This is a genomic window from uncultured Amnibacterium sp. (assembly GCF_964244015.1).
GTDB lineage: Bacteria > Actinomycetota > Actinomycetes > Actinomycetales > Microbacteriaceae > Amnibacterium.
This window is the reverse complement of the sequence record NZ_CAXTHO010000014.1, coordinates 20,051-39,131: the sequence shown is the minus strand read 5'-3', so window position 1 is coordinate 39,131 and position 19,081 is coordinate 20,051. Positions and strand designations below refer to the sequence as shown.

The following is a 19,081-nucleotide window of genomic DNA, read 5'->3' as shown; positions in this document are numbered from 1 at the left end:
GCCCGAGGATCGCCCAGCCCTGGCCGCGTCCCCATCCGGGCCCGAAGCTGCCGGGTTCGCCCCGGAGGACGAAGTGGTCGAACAGGCCGTCGGGCTGCTGCAGGTGCCGGATGTAGCCGAGCGCCTGACCGATGCCGGCATCCACGTATCGCTCCTCCCCGAGCGCGACGCCGAGCGCCGTGAGGAACGGAGGGTCGAAGTGCAGGCAGTCGACGAAGACGCCGGCCGGCGGATCGTCCAGCAACGCCTGCGCGTGCGGGTCGAGCGGCGCCCCGGTGTAGGGCGCGAGCAGCGGTGACCGCTCCCACGTCTCGTAGACCCCGTGCAGGATGGGCCGGGACATCAGGTAGTCGGCGAGCTCCTGCAACGTCGACAGCAGCTGCCGGTCGCCGAACCGGGTCGCGATGCCGACCAGCGCCCGGCCGGGAACGGTGCAGTCGAGTCGCGCGAACGGCTTGGAGCGGGTGCTCCAGGCGCGTCCGTAGCCGTGCGCGAAGCGCACCCATCGCTCGTCGCCGAGGGCGTCCGACGCGGCGATGAGCGCCTCGAACGCGACCGAGTCGCCGAAGTCCCAGGTCTTGAAGCCGAGGTCGATCAGCGCGTCCGCGACCGATGCCGCGAGCTGGGGGGTGTCGTCGTGCGGCGTCGCCGGACCGGCGCGGCGCGTCCGCGCGAGGGCGTTCGTCGCCTCGTCCGCCGCGATGTACTGCTCGACCCCCCAGGCGACGGCTTCGGTGCGCGCAGGGGCGGACGCGGCGCTCATCGGCCCTCGAACTTGGGCGCGCGGCGCTCGGCGAACGCGGCCCGCCCCTCGGCGGCGTCCTCCGTCATCATCAGGTAGGAGAACGAGTCGTTCTCGACCAGCAGGCCGGTCTCCAGCGGCACGTTCTGGGCGACCCGGACCATGTGCTTGACGCGCTCCGCCGCGATCGGCGCGCGTTCCGAGATGGTGGTCGCCAGCGCGAGGGCGTGCTCGATCAGCTCGTCGCGCGGCACCAGGTGCTGCAGCAAGCCGATCCGGTACGCCTCGGTGCCGTCGATGCGCTCACCGGTCAGGAGCAGACGGGAGGCCCACCCGGGCCCCAGCAGGTGCGTCAGCAACTGGGTCTGGCCCGAGCCGCCGTGCCAGCCCCAGTTGATCTCGCCGGCGCCGAACGCGGCGTCGGGCGTGCCGACCCGGATGTCGGACGCCGCGGCCATCTCCAATCCGCCTCCGATGCAGTACCCGTGCACCGCGGCCACGACCGGCTTCCGCAGCAGCCAGACGGCGCGGGCGTAGTCGCCGCGGGCGTCGAAGCGGTTGCGGTAGCTCCAGTTGTCCCCGTACTCGTCGAGATCGGTGATGTCGCTGCCGGCGCAGAACGCGCGGTCTCCGGCGCCGGAGAGCAGCACCGAGCGGATCGCCTTGTCGTTGTTGATCTCGAACACCAGGTCGTTCATCTGGTGGTCCATCGCCACGGTCATCGCGTTGAGCTTCGCGGGCCGATCGATGATCAGGTGGGCGACGCGTCCGATGCGCTCGAGGCGCACCTCGCCGTCAGTGTGTCCAGCCACAGCGGTTCTCCTTCGTCCGTCTCCAATTATCATACTAATGTTGTCCCGGCTCCTCCGGACCCGGCCTACTCGAAGCGAGCCGGCGCCGTGCACACCTGGCCGGAGGGGCAGGCTGGACGTGCCGGACTCCGGATCGGCACCCGGCCGCTGCATCCGTTCGACGAGGAGGAAGTCACCGTGTCGTCACTGACCTCGCACCGCATCGCCGCGGCCGCCGCGCGACTCGACGCCGGCTGGTCCATCGTGAGCGGCGCGGACAGCGTCTGCGCCGCCTCGGGCCACATCGTGCCGATCGAGACCGGGGCCTCCCCGTTCGCCGGAGGGCCGTCCCTCGCGATCGTCGGACCCGACGGGGCCCTCCACCTCGTGGTGTCGAACCTGGAGTCCGCGGCGGCCGCGGCGACCGACGCCGACCGGGTCACCGAGTACATCGGGTTCTCCGCCGACAGGCCGGAGCCGTACCTCGAGCACTACGCAGCCGCCGTGTCCTCCGTCATCGAGGCGACGGGGATGCGCGACCGGGTCGCCGTCGAGGCCGACTCGCTGCCGTGGTCCGTGGGCGAGCTGCTGCGCACCCGCGGGATCGCCGCGGTCGACGGCACCGCGGAGTTCGCCCGGGCACGGATGATCAAGGCTCCGGCGCAACTCGCTGCGCTCCGGAGGAGCGCAGCGCTGGCGGCGCTCGCCCAGCACACCGCGGTCGCCGCCGCCGAGCCCGGGATGTCGGAGCTGGAGCTGTTCAGCACCATCCGCGGCGCGGTCGAGTCCGCCGCGGGCGAGCGGGTCGCCTTCGCCGGCGACCTGCTCTCGGGCATCGAGCGCACGAGCAAGGTCGGCGGCTGGGCGACCGGTCGGCGGATCGAGGCGGACGACATGATCGTGGCCGACCTCGCGCCACGCGTGGCGGGGTACTGGTCGGACTCCTGCGCCACCTTCGTCGTCGGGCGCGCCACGGACCGGTTCGCACGCCTGCACGCACTCGCCTCCACGGCGCTGCACGCCGGCATCGACGCCGCGAAGCCCGGCGTGCCGGTGAACGAGATCGACCGCGTGGTGCGCTCCACCATCGCGGCCGAGGGTTTCGAGTACGGCCACCACACCGGGCACGGGATCGGCACCTCGGTCCACGAGTTCCCCCGGATCATCCCGGGCGAGGACACGCCCCTGGAGACCGGGATGGTCATCCTGCTCGAACCGGGCGTCTACGAGCCCGGTGTCGGCGGAGTCCGGCTGGAGTGGATGTTCGAGGTCACCGACCACGGCCTGGAACGCCTCACCGACTTCGAGCACACCCTCGAACCCCGCTGATCAGCGCCTCCGGTTCGGGAGACGCGGAACTCGGCTCGAGTCCTCCGGTCGACGGTGACGCGGGGACCACCTTCGGTGCCCTGGCAGCAGTGGTCATCCTCGACGACTTCCCCGGAGGCAGTCGCTCGTGCCCGCTCCACCCTGCCCGCAGGCGGGCGGGAGACTCGATCTGCGCACTGGGCCCCGCTCCAGCGCGTGCGTACCCGTCATGTACAGACTTGCTGGCACTGCATGTACAGAATTCGAGGCCAGCTACCCGTTCCACTCGAACCCCGAGGCCGTGGAGCGCTTTGGCGGCCTGCAGTGGCACGGCAAGTTCCGGATGCAGGCGCACGGCGACACCGCGCGCGCCGTCGCCGAGTGGCTGGAGGCGGACGACCGCGTCGAGTACGTCAACTGGGCGGGGCTGCCGAGCCACCACCACTTCGAGCGGGCGAAGCGCTACCTGCCGACCACGCACGCGCAGCTCACGGAGCAGCAGCTGGTCGACCCGGGTGTGCAGGCGGGCCTCGTGCGCATCAGCGTCGACATCGAGGACGTGGAGGACATCATCGCCGACCTCGACTAGGCGCTCGACGCAGCGCTGCACCGAGCGCGCTAGCGTCTCGCGGACGATCCGTCCACCCCCTCCCCTATCTGCGCCGCATCCCTCGGGGAGCGGGTGGGCGTCGTCTACAGTTCTCCGGCCGGGTGGGCCGAACCGCTCGCATCGAGGAGGAACGGTGTCGGAGGTCGTGTCGCCGAGCGGAACGGGCCGGCAGGTCCGCGGGTTCATCCGGCGGTTGACGCTGGCGTGCGCGTGGGGTGAGGGCCTCGACGGCTACGACCTCGGCGCGATCAGCGTCACCCTGCCGCTCATCACGACCGCCCTCGGCCTCTCGCCCCTGGAGGCGGGGCTGATCGGCGCGTCGTCCCTGATCGGCATCTTCGTCGGGGCGCCGCTCGCCGGGCTGCTGACCGACCGGTTCGGGCGCCGCACCCTCTTCACCGTCGACATCGGCGCCCTCGTCGTGCTCGGGATCCTGCAGGCGGTGGTCCCCGAGTGGTGGCAGCTGCTCCTCGTCCGCGTGCTCCTGGGCGTCGCGATCGGCGCCGAGTACACCGTCGGGGCGGCGATGCTCGCCGAGTTCACGCCCGCGAAGGGCCGCGGCCGGCGCCTCTCCGCCCTGCTCGTGTGCTGGTACGGCGGCTACCTCGTCTCCGTCGTCGTCTCCTACGCGATGGTCGACCTGCTGGGCCTCTCGTGGCGCTGGGTGCTGGCGACCGGGGTCCTTCCCGCGGTGGTGACCGCGCTGCTGCGCATCGGGCTGCCCGAATCGCCCCGCTGGCTGCTGAGCCGGGGGCGGGAGCAGGAGGCCCGCGCGGTCGTCGACGACCGCCTCGGGGGTCGCGCCTACTTCGAGCAGGAGGAGTTGGGCGACGAGCAGCAGCGCGACGGCGGATACCGGGCGCTGTTCGCGCCGGAGAACCGCAGGAGGGCGCTCTTCATCGGCGTGTTCTGGGCCTGCAACGTCGCTCCCTACTTCGCGATCTTCACGTTCGCGCCGACGGTGCTGAAGTCGCTCGACCTGGGCAACGAGACGGTCGGCACGATCACCGTGAACGCGATGGCGGCCATCGGCGCGGTCGTCGGGATGCTGACGATCGAGCGGGTCGGGCGGCGACGGCAGCTGATCCCGCCGTTCTGGGCGATGGCCGCGGCGCTCGCGATCGTCGGGTTCTGGGCGGGCGCCCCCGGTGCCGTGATCGTCGCCTGCTTCGCGGTGTTCTCCTTCCTCAACGCGCTGCAGGGCAACCTGACGGCCGTCTACCCGATCGAGATCCTGCCGACCGAGGTCCGCTCGACGGGTGTCGGCTTCGGCGCGGCGTGCAGCCGGGTCGGCGCGGCCGCCGGCACGTTCCTCCTGCCGATCGGGATCGCGAGCGTCGGCATCGGCCCCTGCATGCTGGTCGCCGCCGCCGTGTGCGTGGTCGGCGCGCTCGTCTGCCAGCGCATGGCACCGGAGACGACCGGTCGCTCGCTGTCCGCCACCAGCGCCGCCCCCCTCGGCGCCGCCGGCGCGCGGGCCTGACCCGTCGGACCGTCCGCGTCATTCTCGAACGGACCGGGCGGGTCAGTCCCAGCTCGCCGCGACGCCCTCGGCCGTGACGGTGAAGAGCCGCGACTGCCCGTACGTGAGGTCCGTCTGCACCGTGGCCGAGAGGTGCGGCACGCGCACCGTGACCGGCCAGGTGCCGTCCGTGGTGGGGCGGAAGCCCTCCTCCACCTCGCCGACGAGCACGCGGACCCCCGCAGAGGTGCGCCAGGCGGCCACCGCCACCGGCGAGTCGGCCGCGACGTCCGCGACCGACACCGCGGCGTGCTCCGCGAGCACACGGTTGATCTCGCGGGCCGGGATCAGGAAGGGGTATGCCGACCCCATCAGGTCGCGCACGGACTGGTCGAGGTTGTGGCGGCCGAAGTCCCACTGGCCCGAGTAGATGATCACGCGGTGCTGCACGTCCGCCGGATCCCAGGCGGCCACCGACCCGCTCCGCACGAGCGCAGGCGATCCGTCGACCGAGTAGAGCACGTCGACGTGATCGGCGGCGTGGTTGGTCGAGGACGGGTGGACGGTCGCGAACTCCGCCGGGATGTCGTTGCCCCCGATCGCGCCGCGGGTCGCGGTCGTCGTCCGCTCGCCGGCCCGGTCGCCCTCCCCGGAGAGCCCGACGGCCTCGGCGATCCGCGGATCGAACCCGCCGCCGGGGTTGCCGGTCACCATCGTCGGCAGACCGGCGTCGATCCGCTCCAGGATCCGCGCGGTCTGCGCCTCCGGCAGATGGTTGGGGGTCTGGACGATGAAGTAGTCGCTGTCGACCGATCCCAGGTACTCGGCGCGGGTGACGGAGGAGACGGGCACGCCGAACTTGGCGAGGAACCCGATCTGCTCGTCGATCCACTCCTTGATGTCGGCCTCCGGAGCGTTCGCGGTCTGCCACTCCATCGCCGCGCGCGAGTAGACCGCGGTCGGCCCGAACACCTCGGTCGTGTCGCGAGCGTCGGCCGTGGCCTCGTTGATATTCCCCGCGAGGAATGCGACGTCGTCCTCGGTCAGCAGCCGGTTCCCCTGATTGAGCCAGGAGATGTACGTCCCGCGGGGGGCCGTGAGGCCGTCCGGGGTCTTGAGGAAGGCATGCAGGTAGGCCCAGATCCCCCACCGCAGCCGCTCGGGCGCCGTGTGGATGATGTCCCACGACTCCCACGCGTCGAAGGTCTCGGTGAGCACGTAGTGCCGGACCGGCGATCCGGCCAGCGCGGCCGCACGCAGCAGCACGAAGCCGAGCTGGTTCGTCCAGCCCTGCAGCGGCAGGTTCCAGAACAGATCCTCGCGCTGCCCGACCTCGTTCCAGGCGCCGGCCCAGGTCTGGTCGATCCACGCGTCGAGATACCCCTCGTGCGCGATCGACTCGAGGTCCACGCAATTGACCCGCCAGTCCGCCACCGCGCTCGCGGCGTTCGAGTAGCCGATGACCAGCGCCTCCGGGGCCGCCTGCTTGGTCTCGCGCACGAGCGCCGCGGTCGCGTCGCCCCACTCGGCCACCAGGGCCGGATCGGCCGGCGCCGTGGCGCCCCAGGGCCCGAGGCGCTCGTAGATGCCCTGCCCGATCATCGAATCGCGGAGCACGATCGCGTCGAGGCCGACCGCCTTCGAGAGGTGGCCCCACTGCTGGCCGAAGAAGCGCGAGATCGGCAGCCCCTGCTCGATCCCGTCGGGGAAGGCCGCGGTGGCGATCGGGTCGGCGTCGAGCCGGGCGACGACGTTGAACAGCCGGTCCACCCACGGCCCCTTGAAGAACGCCTCCGGATGCCGCTTCGACCATGCGGACGGCTCGCAGGCGTAGATGCTGTCCCAGCCGATGACGAAGGTGCCGATCCGGACCCCCTCGATCCCGAAGGCGTCGGCGGCCACCCGCCGCAGCAGCTCGGCGAGCTCACCGAGCTGGCGGTAGGTCCACCGCTGGTAGCCGTCGGTGTTGCGCTCGCCGCGCTCGTCGAACCGCGCGTGCCAGCCCGCCCGCCGCTGCTCCTCCGTCCCGAGCAGCGGCGAGTTGTCCGGGAAGAACTTGTCCTTGCCGAGCCCCGAAGGGAAGGGGATGGCCTCGTCGAGGTCGCCGCGCCAGTCGAGCACCTGATCCGCCAGCCACCCCGAGTTGACGATGACGCCCCGCCAGCCGTCCACGCCGTGCATCAGCGGGGCGAACCGCTCCCAGAACGTCGTGGCCGACCCGGCGAGGTCGGCGTTGTCGAACCAGTAGAGGTCGATCTCGAGCCAGCGGTCCGCATCGATCGTCGTCACGGTCATCTCCCGGTCGGTGGTGAGCTGTTCCTACCGGCGGATAATACTATTTATCGCGTGCGGCTATCAGGTCGGCGAACGGTCGGCCCGGACGCGGTGGTCGACGGGAGGAGCGGGAGCGACATGACGGCCGACTCGGTGGCTGCGCCCGGCCTCGCCTCCCCTGCACGGCCTCGGATCGGCGGCCGCGGCGTCGACCGCCCAAGGAGGACGGCGTGACCGGCTCCGGACGGTTCTTCACACTCGGTGAGGCGCTCGCGGTCTTCATCCCGAGGGACGGGGCGTCGCTGGCGACCGCGACGGCGTACCGGCGCACGGTCGCCGGCTCCGAGCTCAACGTCGCGGCGGCCGTGCTGCGGCTCGGCCATCCGGCCCGGTTCGTCACCGTCGTGGGTCGCGACGGTCTCGGCGACGCCGTCGACCAGGCGCTCACCGGCTGGGGCATCGACGCGCGCGTGGGCCGCAGCGACCGGCCGACGGGCACGCTCGTCAGGGAGCTGGCGACCGGCGGTCCCACCGCCGCGGTGCATCTGCGCGCCGCCAGCGCGGCGACGGAGCTCGGGCCGGATCAGGTGGACGCGGCCTGGTCGCCGGACGTCGCCGCGGTGTTCGTGACCGGGATCACCGCGGTCCGCTCGCCGAGCGCATCGGCGGCGGTCCGGCACACGGTGGAGCTGGCGAGAGCCGCGGGCGCGGTCGTGGTCTGCGACCCCAATCTGCGACCGCGGATCGCGGGTCCCGACGCCTTCGCTCGCGCGCTGTCCACTATCCGCGGCCTCGTCGATGTCGCCGTCGGCGACCCGGCGGAGCTCGCCCTGCTCAGCGGCACCTCGCCGGCCGATGCGCCCGCAGCCCTGCTCGAGCAGGGCTGCCGGCTCGTGATCACCAAGTTCGGCGCCGGCGGCGCCCATGCCGTGGATGCCGCGGGAACGTACTCGGCGCCATCCCAGGCGACCGGCGTGGTCGACACGGTCGGCGCCGGCGATGCGTTCGCCGGCGGGGTGATCGCCGGCCTGCTCGAGGGCGCGACCGTCGCCGAGATGCTCGATCTCGGTTCGGCGGTCGCGGCGCGCGTCGTCGCCACCGCCGGTGACATCGAAGGACTTCCGTTCCGTGACGAGATGGGTGGTGCGCGATGAGCGCCGTGTCGGCAGCAGTCCGAGAGCAGGGCATCGTCGCGATCGTGCGAGCGGCGGACGCGGAGTCCGCCGCGCGGGATGTCGCCACGCTGATCGACGCCGGCCTGCGGGTGGTCGAGGTCTCGCTCGTGACCCCGAACGCGCTCGACGTCATCCGGTCCGCCGCCGCCAGCGCACCCGACGGCGTGCTCATCGGCGTCGGGACCGCCGTGACGGCCGAGGAGGTGCAGGGCGCCGCCCGGGCGGGAGCACGCTTCGTCGTCTCTCCGGTGCTGCGGGAGCGGGTCCTGAAGGCGACGCTCGACGCCGGCCTGGAGGCGCTGCCCGGCGTCGCGACGCCGACCGAAGCGCTGCAGGCGCTGGAGTGGGGCTCCACCTTCGTGAAGCTGTTCCCGGCGTCGCTCTGGTCGCCGACCGTCCTGAGGGAGGTGCTCACGGCGCTGCCCGCGCTGCAGACGGTGCCGACCGGCGGGGTGACGATCGACACGGCGCCCGAGTGGGTCCGCGCGGGAGCCGTGGCCGTCGGCATCGGCGGCGCGCTCACCCGGGCGTCGGATCCCGCCGGCGCGGCACACGCGCTGCTCGAGACGATCGCCGCCGCGCGGGCATGACGCTCGTCGTCCGGGGCGAGGGCCTGACCGCGACGGTCGACCCCGGGCGCGGCGCGAAGATCGTCTCGCTGGTCGACGCCGCTGGCGTCGAGTGGCTGGCGCAGGCCGACCGGACCTCGATCCCCGCGCCGGGGACGGCGTTCGTGGCCGCGGAGATGGCCGGCTGGGACGAGTGCGCCCCCAGCATCGTCGCGTGCACGGTGGACGGCGTACCCATCCCCGACCACGGCGAGCTGTGGGACGTGCCGTTCGACACGCAGGGCGATACGACCAGCGCGACGGGCACCTCCCTCGGATTCCGGTTCGCCCGCACCATCGCGCCGACCGCCGAGGGGCTCCTGCTCTCCTACCGGGCGGAGACGACCGGCGGACCCATCCCGTTCCTCTGGGCCGCCCACCCGCAGTTCGCGGCGCCGCCGGGCACCCGGGTGGAGCTGCCGCCGCAGGCGCGATCGGTCGTCGATGTGCAGGACGACGACCTGCCGAGCCGACCGTGGTCGTCGGCGCTCGACGGCATCGACTCGGTGCGGCCCGGTGGAACGCGGAAGTGGTACGTCGATCCCGCGCAGACCGTGCAGGGCGCGCGGCTGGTGCGCGGCGACGGCCCGGTCCTGACGATGGAGTGGTCGGTCCGCTGCTCGTACCTGGGCGTCTGGTTCGACCACGGCGCCTACAGCCGGGAACCGGTGATCGCGATCGAACCGAGCACGGGCTACTTCGACTCCCTCGCGACCGCCGTGCGGTCGGGGCGGGTCGCGACGATCGAACCGGGACGTCCGCTGACCTGGTGGGTGCGGCTGACCGCGGGCCCACCAACCCGTGACCCTCGGCTCTGAGCCGCTCAGGCCCCTGCCTGCTCAGCCCCCACGTGCTCAGGCCTTGACCGCTCCGGCCGTGAGTCCGGCACGCCAGAACCGCTGCAGGGATACGAAGGCGACGATCAGAGGCAGGACCGACAGGAACGATCCGGTGATGACGTCCTCGTAGGGCACCTCGTTGTCGCCGCTGAACCAGTTGAAGAGCCCGACGGTGACGGGGAAGAGCGAGGAGTCCTTCAGCATGACCAGCGGCAGGAAGAAGTTGTTCCAGATGCCGACGAAGCTGAAGAGGAAGACCGTCACCAGCGCGGGACTCATGATCCGCAGCGAGATGGTGAAGAAGATCCTGAGCTCGCCGGCGCCGTCGACACGGGCCGCTTCGATGACCTCGTCGGGGATGGACGCCTCCGCGTAGATGCGGGACAGGTAGACCGCGAACGGACTGACCACCGACGGGATCAGGACGGCCCAGTAGGTGTTGATCAGCCCGATGGTGGAGAACATCAGGTACAGCGGAATGGTCAGCAGGGCGCCGGGGATCAGAACCCCCGCGATGATCGACGCGAACACCAGGGACTTCCCGCGGAAGTCGAACTTCGCGATCGCGTACCCGCTGGCCGCGCCCAGCAGGGTCGCCACCAGGCCGCCGGCGCCGGAGTAGATGAGGGAGTTCGCCATCCAGCCGGGGAAGGCGCCGTCGTCCTTCGCCAGCACGTGGCCGATGTTGGAGAACAGGTTCCATCCGGCGAAGCCGAACCCGTTCGTGGCGAACAGGTCGCCCGCCGACTTCGTCGACGAGACGAACAGCCACCAGATCGGCAGGAGGAAGTAGACGCCCGCGATCGCCAGGATCGCGGTGGTGCCGACCGTGGCGAACGGATTGCGGCCCGCGGCCCGCGGCTCCTTGATCGCCGGCCCCGCCGACTCCGGCGAGGTGATCTGGTCCCTCACGACGCTGCCCGTGCTCATGCCTTCACCGAGGTGATCCGGTAGTAGATGACGGACAGGATGCCGGCGATGACCGCGATCACGACACTGGTCGCGGCAGCCAGACCGAAGTTGTTTGCCCCGAACGCGGCGTTGAGCGCGGCCATGGTCGGGACGTACTTGCTGGTGATGAACGGCGAGACGGCCGCGAGCGTCTGCGGCTCGGTGAAGATCTGGATCGTGCCGATGATGGAGAGCGTCCCCGAGAGCACGAGCGCGGGCCGCAGGTGCGGAAGCTTGATCTGCGTCGCGATCTGCCACTCGTTCGCGCCGTCGATGCGGGCCGCCTCGTACAGTTCGGCGGGAACCGCCTGCAGCGCCGACAACGCGATCAGCATGTTGTAGCCCGCGAACGTCCACGTGATGATGTTCGCGATCGCCCACAGCACGGCGTCGCGCCCGAGGAAGTCGACCGTGATTCCGAGTCCCGCGAAGCCCTTGACGATCGGGCTCAGGGTCGGGCCGTAGAGGAACGACCACAGGATTCCGGCGATGACACCGGGGACCGCGTACGGCACGAAGAACGCCAGCCGGAAGATCCGCGAGCCGCGGCCGATCTTCGAGTCGATCAGCAGCGCGAGCGCGACGGCGAAGACCAGCATGACCGGGACCTGGACGAGGCCGAGCAGCGCGATCCGGCCCATCGACGCCCAGAACGCGGGATCGGTGAGCACCACCGCGTAGTTCCCGAACCCGACGAAGACGGTCTGCACGCCGCCGAAGCCGAGCGACGTGACGTTCCGACGCGAGAAGAGGCTCTGCACGATCGAATATCCGATCGGTGCCGCGTACACGAACAGGTACAGCACGATGAACGGTCCGATCAGCCACAGGGCGGCGCGCCGGTGGGACCCCTTCACACCGCCGCGGCGGCCGGACGGGCGTAGCGCCCTTCCGGCCACCGCGGGTTTCTCGACGGCCAACGACATCGGTGGACTCCTGTTCTTTGGCGTCGAGCCGGTTTATGCGGAGGTCACTCTGCGGAGGCGGCGATCCCGCGCTTCTTCATGTCGCTCAAGGTTGCTGCCTGCACCTCCGCGTTGACTGCCGGAAGGGTCTTCGAGCCGTTCGCGACTGCGGCGAAGCCGTCGGCGAACTCGGTGTCCGTCGCTTCGTACGTCGGTCCGTACTGCCACGACGTGTCGACCAAGGCCGAGGACTTGGCGAACTCCTCGTAGACGTTCTGGCCACCGTAGTAGTCGACGTCACTGTTCACCACGTCGTACTTGAGCGCCTTGCTCGCAGCCGGGTAGAGCCCGCCGACGGTCGGGGACGAGAGGAAGTTCAGGCTCGCTTCCGAGCTGTTCAGCCAGTTGGCGAACTTCACCGCCTGGGCCGGGTACTTGCAGCCCTTCACCACGACGGACGCCGAGCCACCGGAGTTGCCACTCGCCTCCTGGCCCCAGTTGGGCATCGGTGCGATCCGCCACTGGCCCGACTGCGACGGCACGTTGGCGGGCAGAGCGGAGTAGTTCCAGGACGCCCCGATCATCGTGAGGATCTTGCCCTGCTGGAACAGCGGGTAGATACCGGCGTCGAAGCGCGGCGTGGCACGGACCCCTCCGGAGGCGATCAGGTCCTGCCAGTAGCTCGCGACCTTGGTCGCGGCCGGGCTGTCGATGCCCACCTTCCACTGGTCGCCGTCGATGGTCGTCCAGCGGCCGCCGGCCTGCGAGACGAGGCCCGCGTAGTTACCGACGTCGTCGGTGCCGAAGAAGCCGAACGAGACGGACTTGTCGGCGTCGTGCACCTTCTTGGCCGCCGCCGCGTACTCGTCCCAGGTGGTCGGCACGTCGATGCCGTACTTGTCGAATTCCTTCTGGTTGTAATACAGGACCATGGGGCCGGTGTCCTGCGGGATGCCGTAGGTCTGCCCGCCGGGCGATGTCGACGCCCACGTCCACGGCAGGTACTCGTCCTTGTAGGCGGCGGCGTCCTTCGTGACCGGCTCGAGCAGGTCGTCGGCGACGAAGCTCGGGATCGAGTAGTACGCCATCTGCGTCAGGCAGGGAGCGTTGCCGGCCTGCACTCCGGCCCGGATCTTCGGGTTCGCCGTGTCGGCCCCGGATGTCGTGGTCAGCTTGACCTGGATGTTCGGGTTCTCCTTGTTCCAGATGGCGACGGAGTCCTTGAGTCCGACGACCCAGCCCAGGTACTCGATCGTGACCGGACCCGACTGCTCCGCACTGCCGGTATTCCCGGAACAGCCGGTCATGGCGAGCAGACCGGCAGCCAGCACGGCCGCCGTCGCGATGGACTTCTTCCTCGCAGTCATCGAACACTCCTTTGGGTCGGGCACCAGCGCCTCTTCTGTTGATATTATACGATTAGTTGACCACCGCAAGTCTCGGCGGGTGAGTCATCGACACGCGCGGAAGCGGGTCGCTCGGGGTAGATGGTCCCCGCCTGGAGAGTGCTGCAACAGGTCCCGGACGGGCGCTGCCCGGTCCGGGACGGACCCGCGGGTGTTGCGGATCGAGCGTGCTATCGAGGGCCTGCCCACGCTCGTCGCTCCACGATCTGCGGTGGCGCCATGACAGGACCGCGCGGGGGCCGTCGGTGCCCGGGGTGTCCGGGGTGTCCGCGCTGCGGAATCGCTCGAGGGTGCGGTGCCGCGGAACCGCGCTGACGCCCGGGACGTCCCCTGTCGCTGCGGTCCCATCGCCCCGCGGCGGCCACACGCGCATGGTCGCCGCCGCGGCGCCAGGTCGAAGAGGCCGCGAGGATCGTGGAGGTTCCTTACCTCGCGGTCGCCGCCCTGCGGGTCATTTCACGGCTCCGGCTGTCAGTCCGGCGACGAAGTTGCGCTGCAGCAAGAGGAACGCGACCACGACGGGGATGCTGACCACGAGGGATGCTGCCATGACCTGGTTCCAATAGACATTGACCTGGGTGGAATACAGCTGCAATCCCACGGCCAGGGTTCTGTTCTGGTCGGTGGTCATGACGGACGCGAACAGGACCTCACCCCATGCGGTCATGAAGCTGTAGATCGCGACGGCGATCACCCCGGGGCGTGCCGCCGGAAGAATGACTCTGAACAAAGCGCCGACCGGGCCGTTCCCGTCGACCTGCGCAGCTTCGTCGAGTTCCTTCGGTATGCCGTCGAAGTATCCGGAGAGCATCCAGATCGAGAACGGGAGCGAGAACGTCAAGTAGGTGATTATCAACCCGAGGCGGGTGCCGACGAGTTGGATTCCGAGTGTCTGATTGATGTTGACGAAGATCAGAAACAGGGGCAGGAGGAACAGGATGCCGGGGAACATCTGGGTGGACAGGATCGATGTCGTGAATACTGACCGGCCGGTGAATCGGAATCGCGAGACCGCGAACGCCGCGAATATGGCGATGACGAGACTGAGAACAGTCGATGCCGTCGAGATGATGACGCTGTTCAGGAAGTAGTTCGCCAGCGGCACGGTCGACCACATGTCGATGAATGGCTGAGTCGTGACCTGGGAAGGCCACCATGTGAACGTGCTCTGCACGTCCGCGAGCGGCTTGAGGGATGACTCGATCATCACGTAGATGGGGACGACCGTGAATGCGGTGAGCAGCGCGATCACGACGAGTCGAAACACCTTGCTCGAGGCGGTGTCACGCACGGGAGGACCTCCTGTTGGAGATGAGCAGGTACGCGCCCGTCACGACGAGCAGGAAGAGCAGCAACAGCACGGACATCGCTGCGCCCGACCCGAAATTGAAGGTCGCGAACGACGCGTTGTAGATGTGGAACGACACGAGGTCGCCGCCGTCGGGTTGGGCAGAGCCGAACAGCACGAACGGAGTGTTGAAGTCGTTGAATGTCCAGAGGAACATCACGAGCAACACGACCACGTTCACGGGACGGAGCAGAGGAAGCGTGATCGAGGACCACTGCCGGAGCGGTCGCGCCCCGTCGAGAGCGGATGCTTCATAGAGATCCTCGGCGATGCTCTGCAGACCGGCCATCAGCATCAGGAACGCGAACGGCCACAGGCGCCAGATCGCGACGACGACCACGGCGGCGAACGCATTGTCGCCGATCAACCAGAACGGCTTGTCCGTGATCAGTCCCGTGCTGCTGAGTATCTGATTGATCGCGCCGGTGTCCTTCTGGAACATGAACTTCCACGCCACTATCCCGGCATACACGGGTAACGCGTAGGGAATGAGGAACAGCGTGCGGAACAGGCTCTGGCCACGGAATGGGCGTTGTAGTGCGATCGCGGCGCTCATGCCGAGCGTCCACGAGATCCCGACGACCAGGACAGTGAACGCGCAGGTCACAGCGAATGACTTCGCCAGCTCCAGTCCGACCTGACCGTCGATGTCCAGGGCCAATCGGTAGTTCGCCAGACCTGCGAACGGCGCCTCCCCCCAGTTCGCGATGAAGAACTTCGTGAGCCTCAGAAAGCTGATCCATACACCGGTCAGCATGGGAATGATGTGGACCAGCAATTCGAACACCACTGCTGGAAGGAGGAGCAGGAACGGCAGCTTCGTGCCGCTCCGGCGACGTCTGCGTTGCTGTCGCGGCGCGGCGTGTACAGCGGTGGGCGATTCAGAAACGGGTGGAGCGCTGAGCGTCGACATGCTGGATCCAGTCCTCGTCGGAGATGAGGGAGGGGACACGCGCGGCGTGTCCCCTCCCTGGGTGATCAGCCGGCTGACTGCGCGACCTGGTCCTGCGCGGCCTTGAGCGCGCTCTGCACATCTGCCTCACTGACCGTGCTGCCGGTGGCGACCTTCGCGAAGAGGTCGGACATCGCCTTGCCGACCGTCGTCTCGAACTGGTCCTCCGTCGGCACGAGGGGCAGCGGCTTCGCTCGCGTGTTGTACACCGAGATGAAGGTGCTCGCGATCTCCTGGTCCTTCAGGAAGTTCGGGTCGCCGTCCTTCAGCGCTGGCAGGTTCCCGTACGCCTTGCCGAGGACCCCTTGCGCGTAGCTGCTGGTCATGAACTTGACGAACTCGAGTGCAGCCTTCTCGTGCTTCGTGGACTTGAAGACCGAGATGTTGATGCCGGCGACATGGCTGGAGACGTCCTGGCCGCCGGAGGGAGCCGGGTACGGCACCACGCCGTAGGCGCTGTCGGCCATCCCGGAGCTTTCGATGACCGCGCTCGCGCTGTTCTGGCTCATGATCATCGCGACCTTGCCTTTCGCGAAGTCGGTGGCCGGCTGCGAGGTGTTGTCGTACTCCGCGTCGGCCGGGTTCACCAGCCCGTCCTGGAGTAGGTCGATGTAGCGCTGCACGCCTGCCACGACGCCTGGGGAGGTGAAGGTCGGCTTGCCGTCTGACGCGAAGACCTGCGCCCCGTTCTGCGCTGCGTTGATGAAGGCGAGGTGTGCGTTGTCGCCGGCGGAGGCCCCCGTGATGCCGAACCCGTAGACGCCCTTCTTCGGATCCGTGAGCGTCCGTGCGGCTGCCGTGAACTCCTCGTAGGTGGTGGGCGGGCTGAGGTGTGCGTCAGCGAACAGCTTCTTGTTGTAGAACAACCCGTACGCCTGGCCGTAGATCGGCACCGACGTGACGTCCTCTCCCGTCGCGCCGCCGGTTGCCAGTGCTGGCTGCGAGAACTTGCTCGCGCCGCCGATCGCCTTCATGTTCGCGGCGTCGAACGGCACGAACCCCTTGGTCGCCTGCAGCGACGTCGCCCACGTGTTGCCGATGTTCGACACGTCCGGCCCGGATCCGCTCGCGACCGAGGTCGTGATCCGGTTGAGCAGGTCGTTCCATCCGACGACCTCGAGGTTGACCTTGATGCCGGTCTGCTTCGTGAACTCCGCCAGTACCGGGGTCAGGATTCGCTTGTCGTCGCTCAAGCTGGCGCCCTGGTTACTGGCCCAGTAGTTCAAGGTCACCCCCTTGGTCGCGGTGCTTTCGCTGTTGCTCGAGCAGGCGGCCGTCGAGAGTGCCAGAGCACCCACGATCGCCGCTGCAAGAAGCGGGCGCGTCTTTCTCATGTGACTTCCTCGTCTCGTGATGCAGGTGTGGCTGCGCAGCGAGTGCGCAGCGACGCGAGGCTAGCTTAACCGCTTAAGGGGGTCAACAGGAGGTTCACGCGGCGTGCACGTCTCGACAGACACTTGCTGTGTTTATCGATTTTCGACATTATCGAGCATCGGTAACCAGGGGAGGTCGCAGTGAAGGTTCGATCTGTCGGTGATGGGGTCGCGGTACGCGTACCACCGGTCGCTGTCGTCATCGTCGCTGCGGTATCCGTGCTCAACGATGTGGTCCGGCTGCTCGCGGTCCTCCGCGGGAGGACGCTGTTCACCTTCAGCGGGGCAGACGGGCGACTTCCGCTCACGACCGCTCCGCAGTTCCTCCAAGCGGAGCTGCGCTCGGGATCGCGCGGAACCCTCGCCGACGCGTCCATCGGCCTGCGGACCGCTTTGGCACTTCCAACGATCATCGAGATCGTGGTCATCGTCCTCGCCGCCGTCGTCCTGTTCGGGATCGTCCGCCGGATTGCCATAGCGGCTGCGTTCGCTCAGCCGGTACTTCGCCGGTGGCGCCTCCTCGCGATCATCCTCACGGGTGGAGGCGTGCTTCAGGGACTCACCGACACCGTCGTCGGGCGCTTCATCTGGGCCAACGTCACCGGCGATGCCAGCGACCAGGCGAAGGCCGCGTTCCTCGGTGGCGACTACTCCGGAATCGGGCTCGCGCTCCCGAACTGGCCGGTCCCACTCATCCTGGTCGGCGTCGTCGCGGGCAGCCTCGCAATCGCGTTCCGGTCCGGCGCAGACCTCGAACGGCAGACCGTCGGTGTCATCTGACGACGTCCCGCACCGGATCGTCTGTCGCCTCGACGACCTCCTCGCCGACCGTGGCATGACCCTCACCGAACTCGCCAACCGCACAGGCATCACCATCGTCAACCTGTCGGTGCTCAAGAACAACCGAGGCCGGGCCATCCGATTCACCACGATGACCACGATCTGCGACGCACTCCACGCCACCCCAGGCGACCTCTTCACCATCGACTGAGCGAACTCCGCATCGTCGACCTTCGACGGCGACGTGTCGCGGGATCGGGTACCCGGCGAGCGGGCTCCCGCTGCGCTCCGGCCGCGGCGGCACAAGCGGCCTGCCATGCGCGGATGACGACGAGCAGCCCGGCTCCGATGCCAGGGGACGTCCGTCGAGGTCGCGACCGGCGGGACCGAACGCGTCGCCGTTTTGGCGTACCCGACCTCTGGTCGTGCAGCCGCGCCGGCGGTCTCGGACGATATCGGGGTGCCGGTACGGGTGCTACCACGAGGCGGATCAGGGGCCGAAGGAGTCTCCAATCGCCTGATCAGGTGGTTTGGTACACCCCCCCGGGACTTGAACCCGGAACCCGCTGAAGAGCCCGGAGGTGTTTCAGTAGCCGAGATCGACTGCCCTGAGATGCTCGAGATCGCCGCAACAACCGCGTCTTCTTGCTGTTCACAGCGATGGCATCGCTCGCCATACCGCGCCTCAGAACCCTGCGGGGTCCAGTCCGGGGCCGTGTGCCGAGACCGAGATCAACCGCCCCTTCGCCCCGAACGTGAAGTGCCCGTGACCGCCATCAGAGTTGCGCCCGAAGAGCACACCGACCGAGGTGATCGCATTCGGGTTGCGGTGGTCGGCGACGGTGACCGAGCCGCACGGAACGACCTTCTCCCGCCACGCGAACACGTAGATGCCCGGTCGCAGCTCCCACACGGACACCTCGTCGGTGTCAGCGAGTCCCCGCTCGGGGCCTGCCAGGCACTGCCAGGTGTACCAGTGCGGGGACAGGTAGACGTGCTCGTAGGCGTGCTCGGTGCTGTAGACCCACTCGACACGTCGGCCGATGAGTGCCGTGGTCGGCGAGGGGGCGGCACCGCGGGGCTGCAGCCCTTCGATCACGGCGGGCTCGAATCGTTGCTGGACGGCTGTACGGCCCGAGGCTGCATCCCCGAGCACGCTGAGACCGATGAGCGCCTGCCCTGACCGCAGGTCGAGCACCAAGGACATCGCCTCGTCAGGCGCGGTCGCGAAATGGAGCTGTGCCAGGTAGAGGTCCTCGTCGATGCGGAACACCTCGACCGCGTCATGGCCGGACGTCTCGACCGAGTCATCACCGCCGAGGGTTCGCCGCCATCCGACGGCCCCTTCCTCGAAGTGGACCTCGACGCGGCTGCCGGTCGTCGAGACGACCGCTAGCCCGCGCCCGTCCAGGTCACTGCTCGGGGTGGGCTTGTTCTCGTCGAAGCCCGGCTCGAGCCCCTCCAGGGGCAGCCACATGCTCGTGTCTGAAAGCGCAGCCGTCATGGTGCTGCTCCAATTCGTATTCTGCATTGACCGTGATTCAGCGGCGACCCAGC

The 19,081-nt window shown here is 69.1% G+C and carries 17 protein-coding genes and 1 pseudogene; 8 read left to right on the top strand and 10 right to left on the bottom strand.

What is annotated here, in order from left to right:
* Positions 1 to 763, bottom strand: a 763-nt coding sequence (locus tag ACFE67_RS03260) for a glycoside hydrolase family 88 protein (protein ID WP_375405442.1), incomplete at its 3' end; no start/stop codon positions are given.
* On the bottom strand, positions 760 to 1,554 hold the full coding sequence (locus tag ACFE67_RS03255; protein ID WP_375405441.1) for an enoyl-CoA hydratase/isomerase family protein: 795 nt from the start codon (positions 1,552 to 1,554) through the stop codon (positions 760 to 762). The genes ACFE67_RS03255 and ACFE67_RS03260, both read right to left, overlap by 4 nt.
* 177 nt (positions 1,555 to 1,731) lie before the next feature.
* Here ACFE67_RS03255 and ACFE67_RS03250 point away from each other — a divergent pair, with 177 nt between their 5' ends.
* The 3 genes and pseudogenes from ACFE67_RS03250 (at position 1,732) to ACFE67_RS03240 (ending at position 4,934) form a co-directional block, all read left to right on the top strand.
* Positions 1,732 to 2,862: a M24 family metallopeptidase gene (locus ACFE67_RS03250; RefSeq protein ID WP_375405440.1), complete on the top strand. Its 1,131-nt coding sequence runs from the start codon at positions 1,732 to 1,734 to the stop codon at positions 2,860 to 2,862.
* 316 nt (positions 2,863 to 3,178) lie between these two features.
* Positions 3,179 to 3,430, top strand: a pseudogene (locus ACFE67_RS03245) (PLP-dependent transferase); the annotation flags it as partial.
* Between the two features lie 154 nt (positions 3,431 to 3,584).
* On the top strand, positions 3,585 to 4,934 hold the full coding sequence (locus ACFE67_RS03240) for an MFS transporter (protein WP_375405439.1): 1,350 nt from the start codon (positions 3,585 to 3,587) through the stop codon (positions 4,932 to 4,934).
* Positions 4,935 to 4,976: 42 nt separating this feature from the next.
* Here the strand turns inward: ACFE67_RS03240 and ACFE67_RS03235 are convergent, their stop codons facing one another.
* Complete coding sequence (locus tag ACFE67_RS03235; protein WP_375405438.1) at positions 4,977 to 7,208, bottom strand: hypothetical protein; 2,232 nt, start codon at positions 7,206 to 7,208, stop codon at positions 4,977 to 4,979.
* Between the two features lie 209 nt (positions 7,209 to 7,417).
* Here ACFE67_RS03235 and ACFE67_RS03230 point away from each other — a divergent pair, with 209 nt between their 5' ends.
* From ACFE67_RS03230 to ACFE67_RS03220, 3 genes are read left to right on the top strand one after another with little or no spacing between them, the layout of a single operon-like run.
* On the top strand, positions 7,418 to 8,341 hold the full coding sequence (locus tag ACFE67_RS03230; protein ID WP_375405437.1) for a sugar kinase: 924 nt from the start codon (positions 7,418 to 7,420) through the stop codon (positions 8,339 to 8,341).
* Entirely contained in the window at positions 8,338 to 8,952 is a 615-nt protein-coding gene (locus ACFE67_RS03225) for a bifunctional 4-hydroxy-2-oxoglutarate aldolase/2-dehydro-3-deoxy-phosphogluconate aldolase (RefSeq protein WP_375405436.1), read from the top strand. Before ACFE67_RS03230 ends, ACFE67_RS03225 begins: the two co-directional genes overlap by 4 nt.
* Positions 8,949 to 9,788 carry a hypothetical protein gene (locus ACFE67_RS03220; protein ID WP_375405435.1) on the top strand — a complete coding sequence of 280 codons (840 nt, stop codon included), beginning with the start codon at positions 8,949 to 8,951 and terminating at the stop codon, positions 9,786 to 9,788. The genes ACFE67_RS03225 and ACFE67_RS03220 overlap by 4 nt, the downstream gene beginning before the upstream one ends.
* A gap of 36 nt (positions 9,789 to 9,824) precedes the next feature.
* On the opposite strand, the gene ACFE67_RS03215 is transcribed toward ACFE67_RS03220, so the two are convergent.
* The 6 genes from ACFE67_RS03215 to ACFE67_RS03190 all read right to left on the bottom strand — a co-directional run bounded on the left by ACFE67_RS03215 (position 9,825) and on the right by ACFE67_RS03190 (position 16,705).
* Complete coding sequence (locus ACFE67_RS03215) at positions 9,825 to 10,739, bottom strand: carbohydrate ABC transporter permease (RefSeq protein ID WP_375405434.1); 915 nt, start codon at positions 10,737 to 10,739, stop codon at positions 9,825 to 9,827.
* A complete protein-coding gene (locus ACFE67_RS03210; RefSeq protein ID WP_375405433.1) occupies positions 10,736 to 11,686 on the bottom strand; it encodes a carbohydrate ABC transporter permease in 951 nt (316 codons plus the stop codon). The genes ACFE67_RS03215 and ACFE67_RS03210 overlap by 4 nt, the downstream gene beginning before the upstream one ends.
* Positions 11,687 to 11,730: 44 nt before the next feature.
* Complete coding sequence (locus ACFE67_RS03205; protein WP_375405432.1) at positions 11,731 to 13,032, bottom strand: ABC transporter substrate-binding protein; 1,302 nt, start codon at positions 13,030 to 13,032, stop codon at positions 11,731 to 11,733.
* Positions 13,033 to 13,522: 490 nt separating this feature from the next.
* On the bottom strand, positions 13,523 to 14,362 hold the full coding sequence (locus ACFE67_RS03200; protein WP_375405431.1) for a carbohydrate ABC transporter permease: 840 nt from the start codon (positions 14,360 to 14,362) through the stop codon (positions 13,523 to 13,525).
* Positions 14,355 to 15,332, bottom strand: a complete 978-nt coding sequence (locus ACFE67_RS03195; RefSeq protein WP_375405430.1) for a carbohydrate ABC transporter permease — start codon at positions 15,330 to 15,332, stop codon at positions 14,355 to 14,357. The genes ACFE67_RS03200 and ACFE67_RS03195 overlap by 8 nt, the downstream gene beginning before the upstream one ends.
* Before the next feature lie 65 nt (positions 15,333 to 15,397).
* The gene (locus ACFE67_RS03190; RefSeq protein ID WP_375405429.1) at positions 15,398 to 16,705 is read right to left on the bottom strand and encodes an ABC transporter substrate-binding protein; all 1,308 of its coding nucleotides are present in this window, start codon (positions 16,703 to 16,705) and stop codon (positions 15,398 to 15,400) included.
* A 258-nt stretch (positions 16,706 to 16,963) separates the two neighbouring features.
* Between ACFE67_RS03190 and ACFE67_RS03185 the strand changes: the two genes are divergently transcribed.
* Both ACFE67_RS03185 and ACFE67_RS03180 read left to right on the top strand, forming a co-directional pair.
* Positions 16,964 to 17,524: a hypothetical protein gene (locus ACFE67_RS03185; RefSeq protein ID WP_375405428.1), complete on the top strand. Its 561-nt coding sequence runs from the start codon at positions 16,964 to 16,966 to the stop codon at positions 17,522 to 17,524.
* Positions 17,514 to 17,735: a helix-turn-helix domain-containing protein gene (locus ACFE67_RS03180; protein ID WP_375405427.1), complete on the top strand. Its 222-nt coding sequence runs from the start codon at positions 17,514 to 17,516 to the stop codon at positions 17,733 to 17,735. Before ACFE67_RS03185 ends, ACFE67_RS03180 begins: the two co-directional genes overlap by 11 nt.
* A gap of 474 nt (positions 17,736 to 18,209) precedes the next feature.
* On the opposite strand, the gene ACFE67_RS03175 is transcribed toward ACFE67_RS03180, so the two are convergent.
* On the bottom strand, positions 18,210 to 19,028 hold the full coding sequence (locus ACFE67_RS03175; protein ID WP_375405426.1) for a MoaF C-terminal domain-containing protein: 819 nt from the start codon (positions 19,026 to 19,028) through the stop codon (positions 18,210 to 18,212).
* Positions 19,029 to 19,081 lie beyond the last annotated feature (53 nt).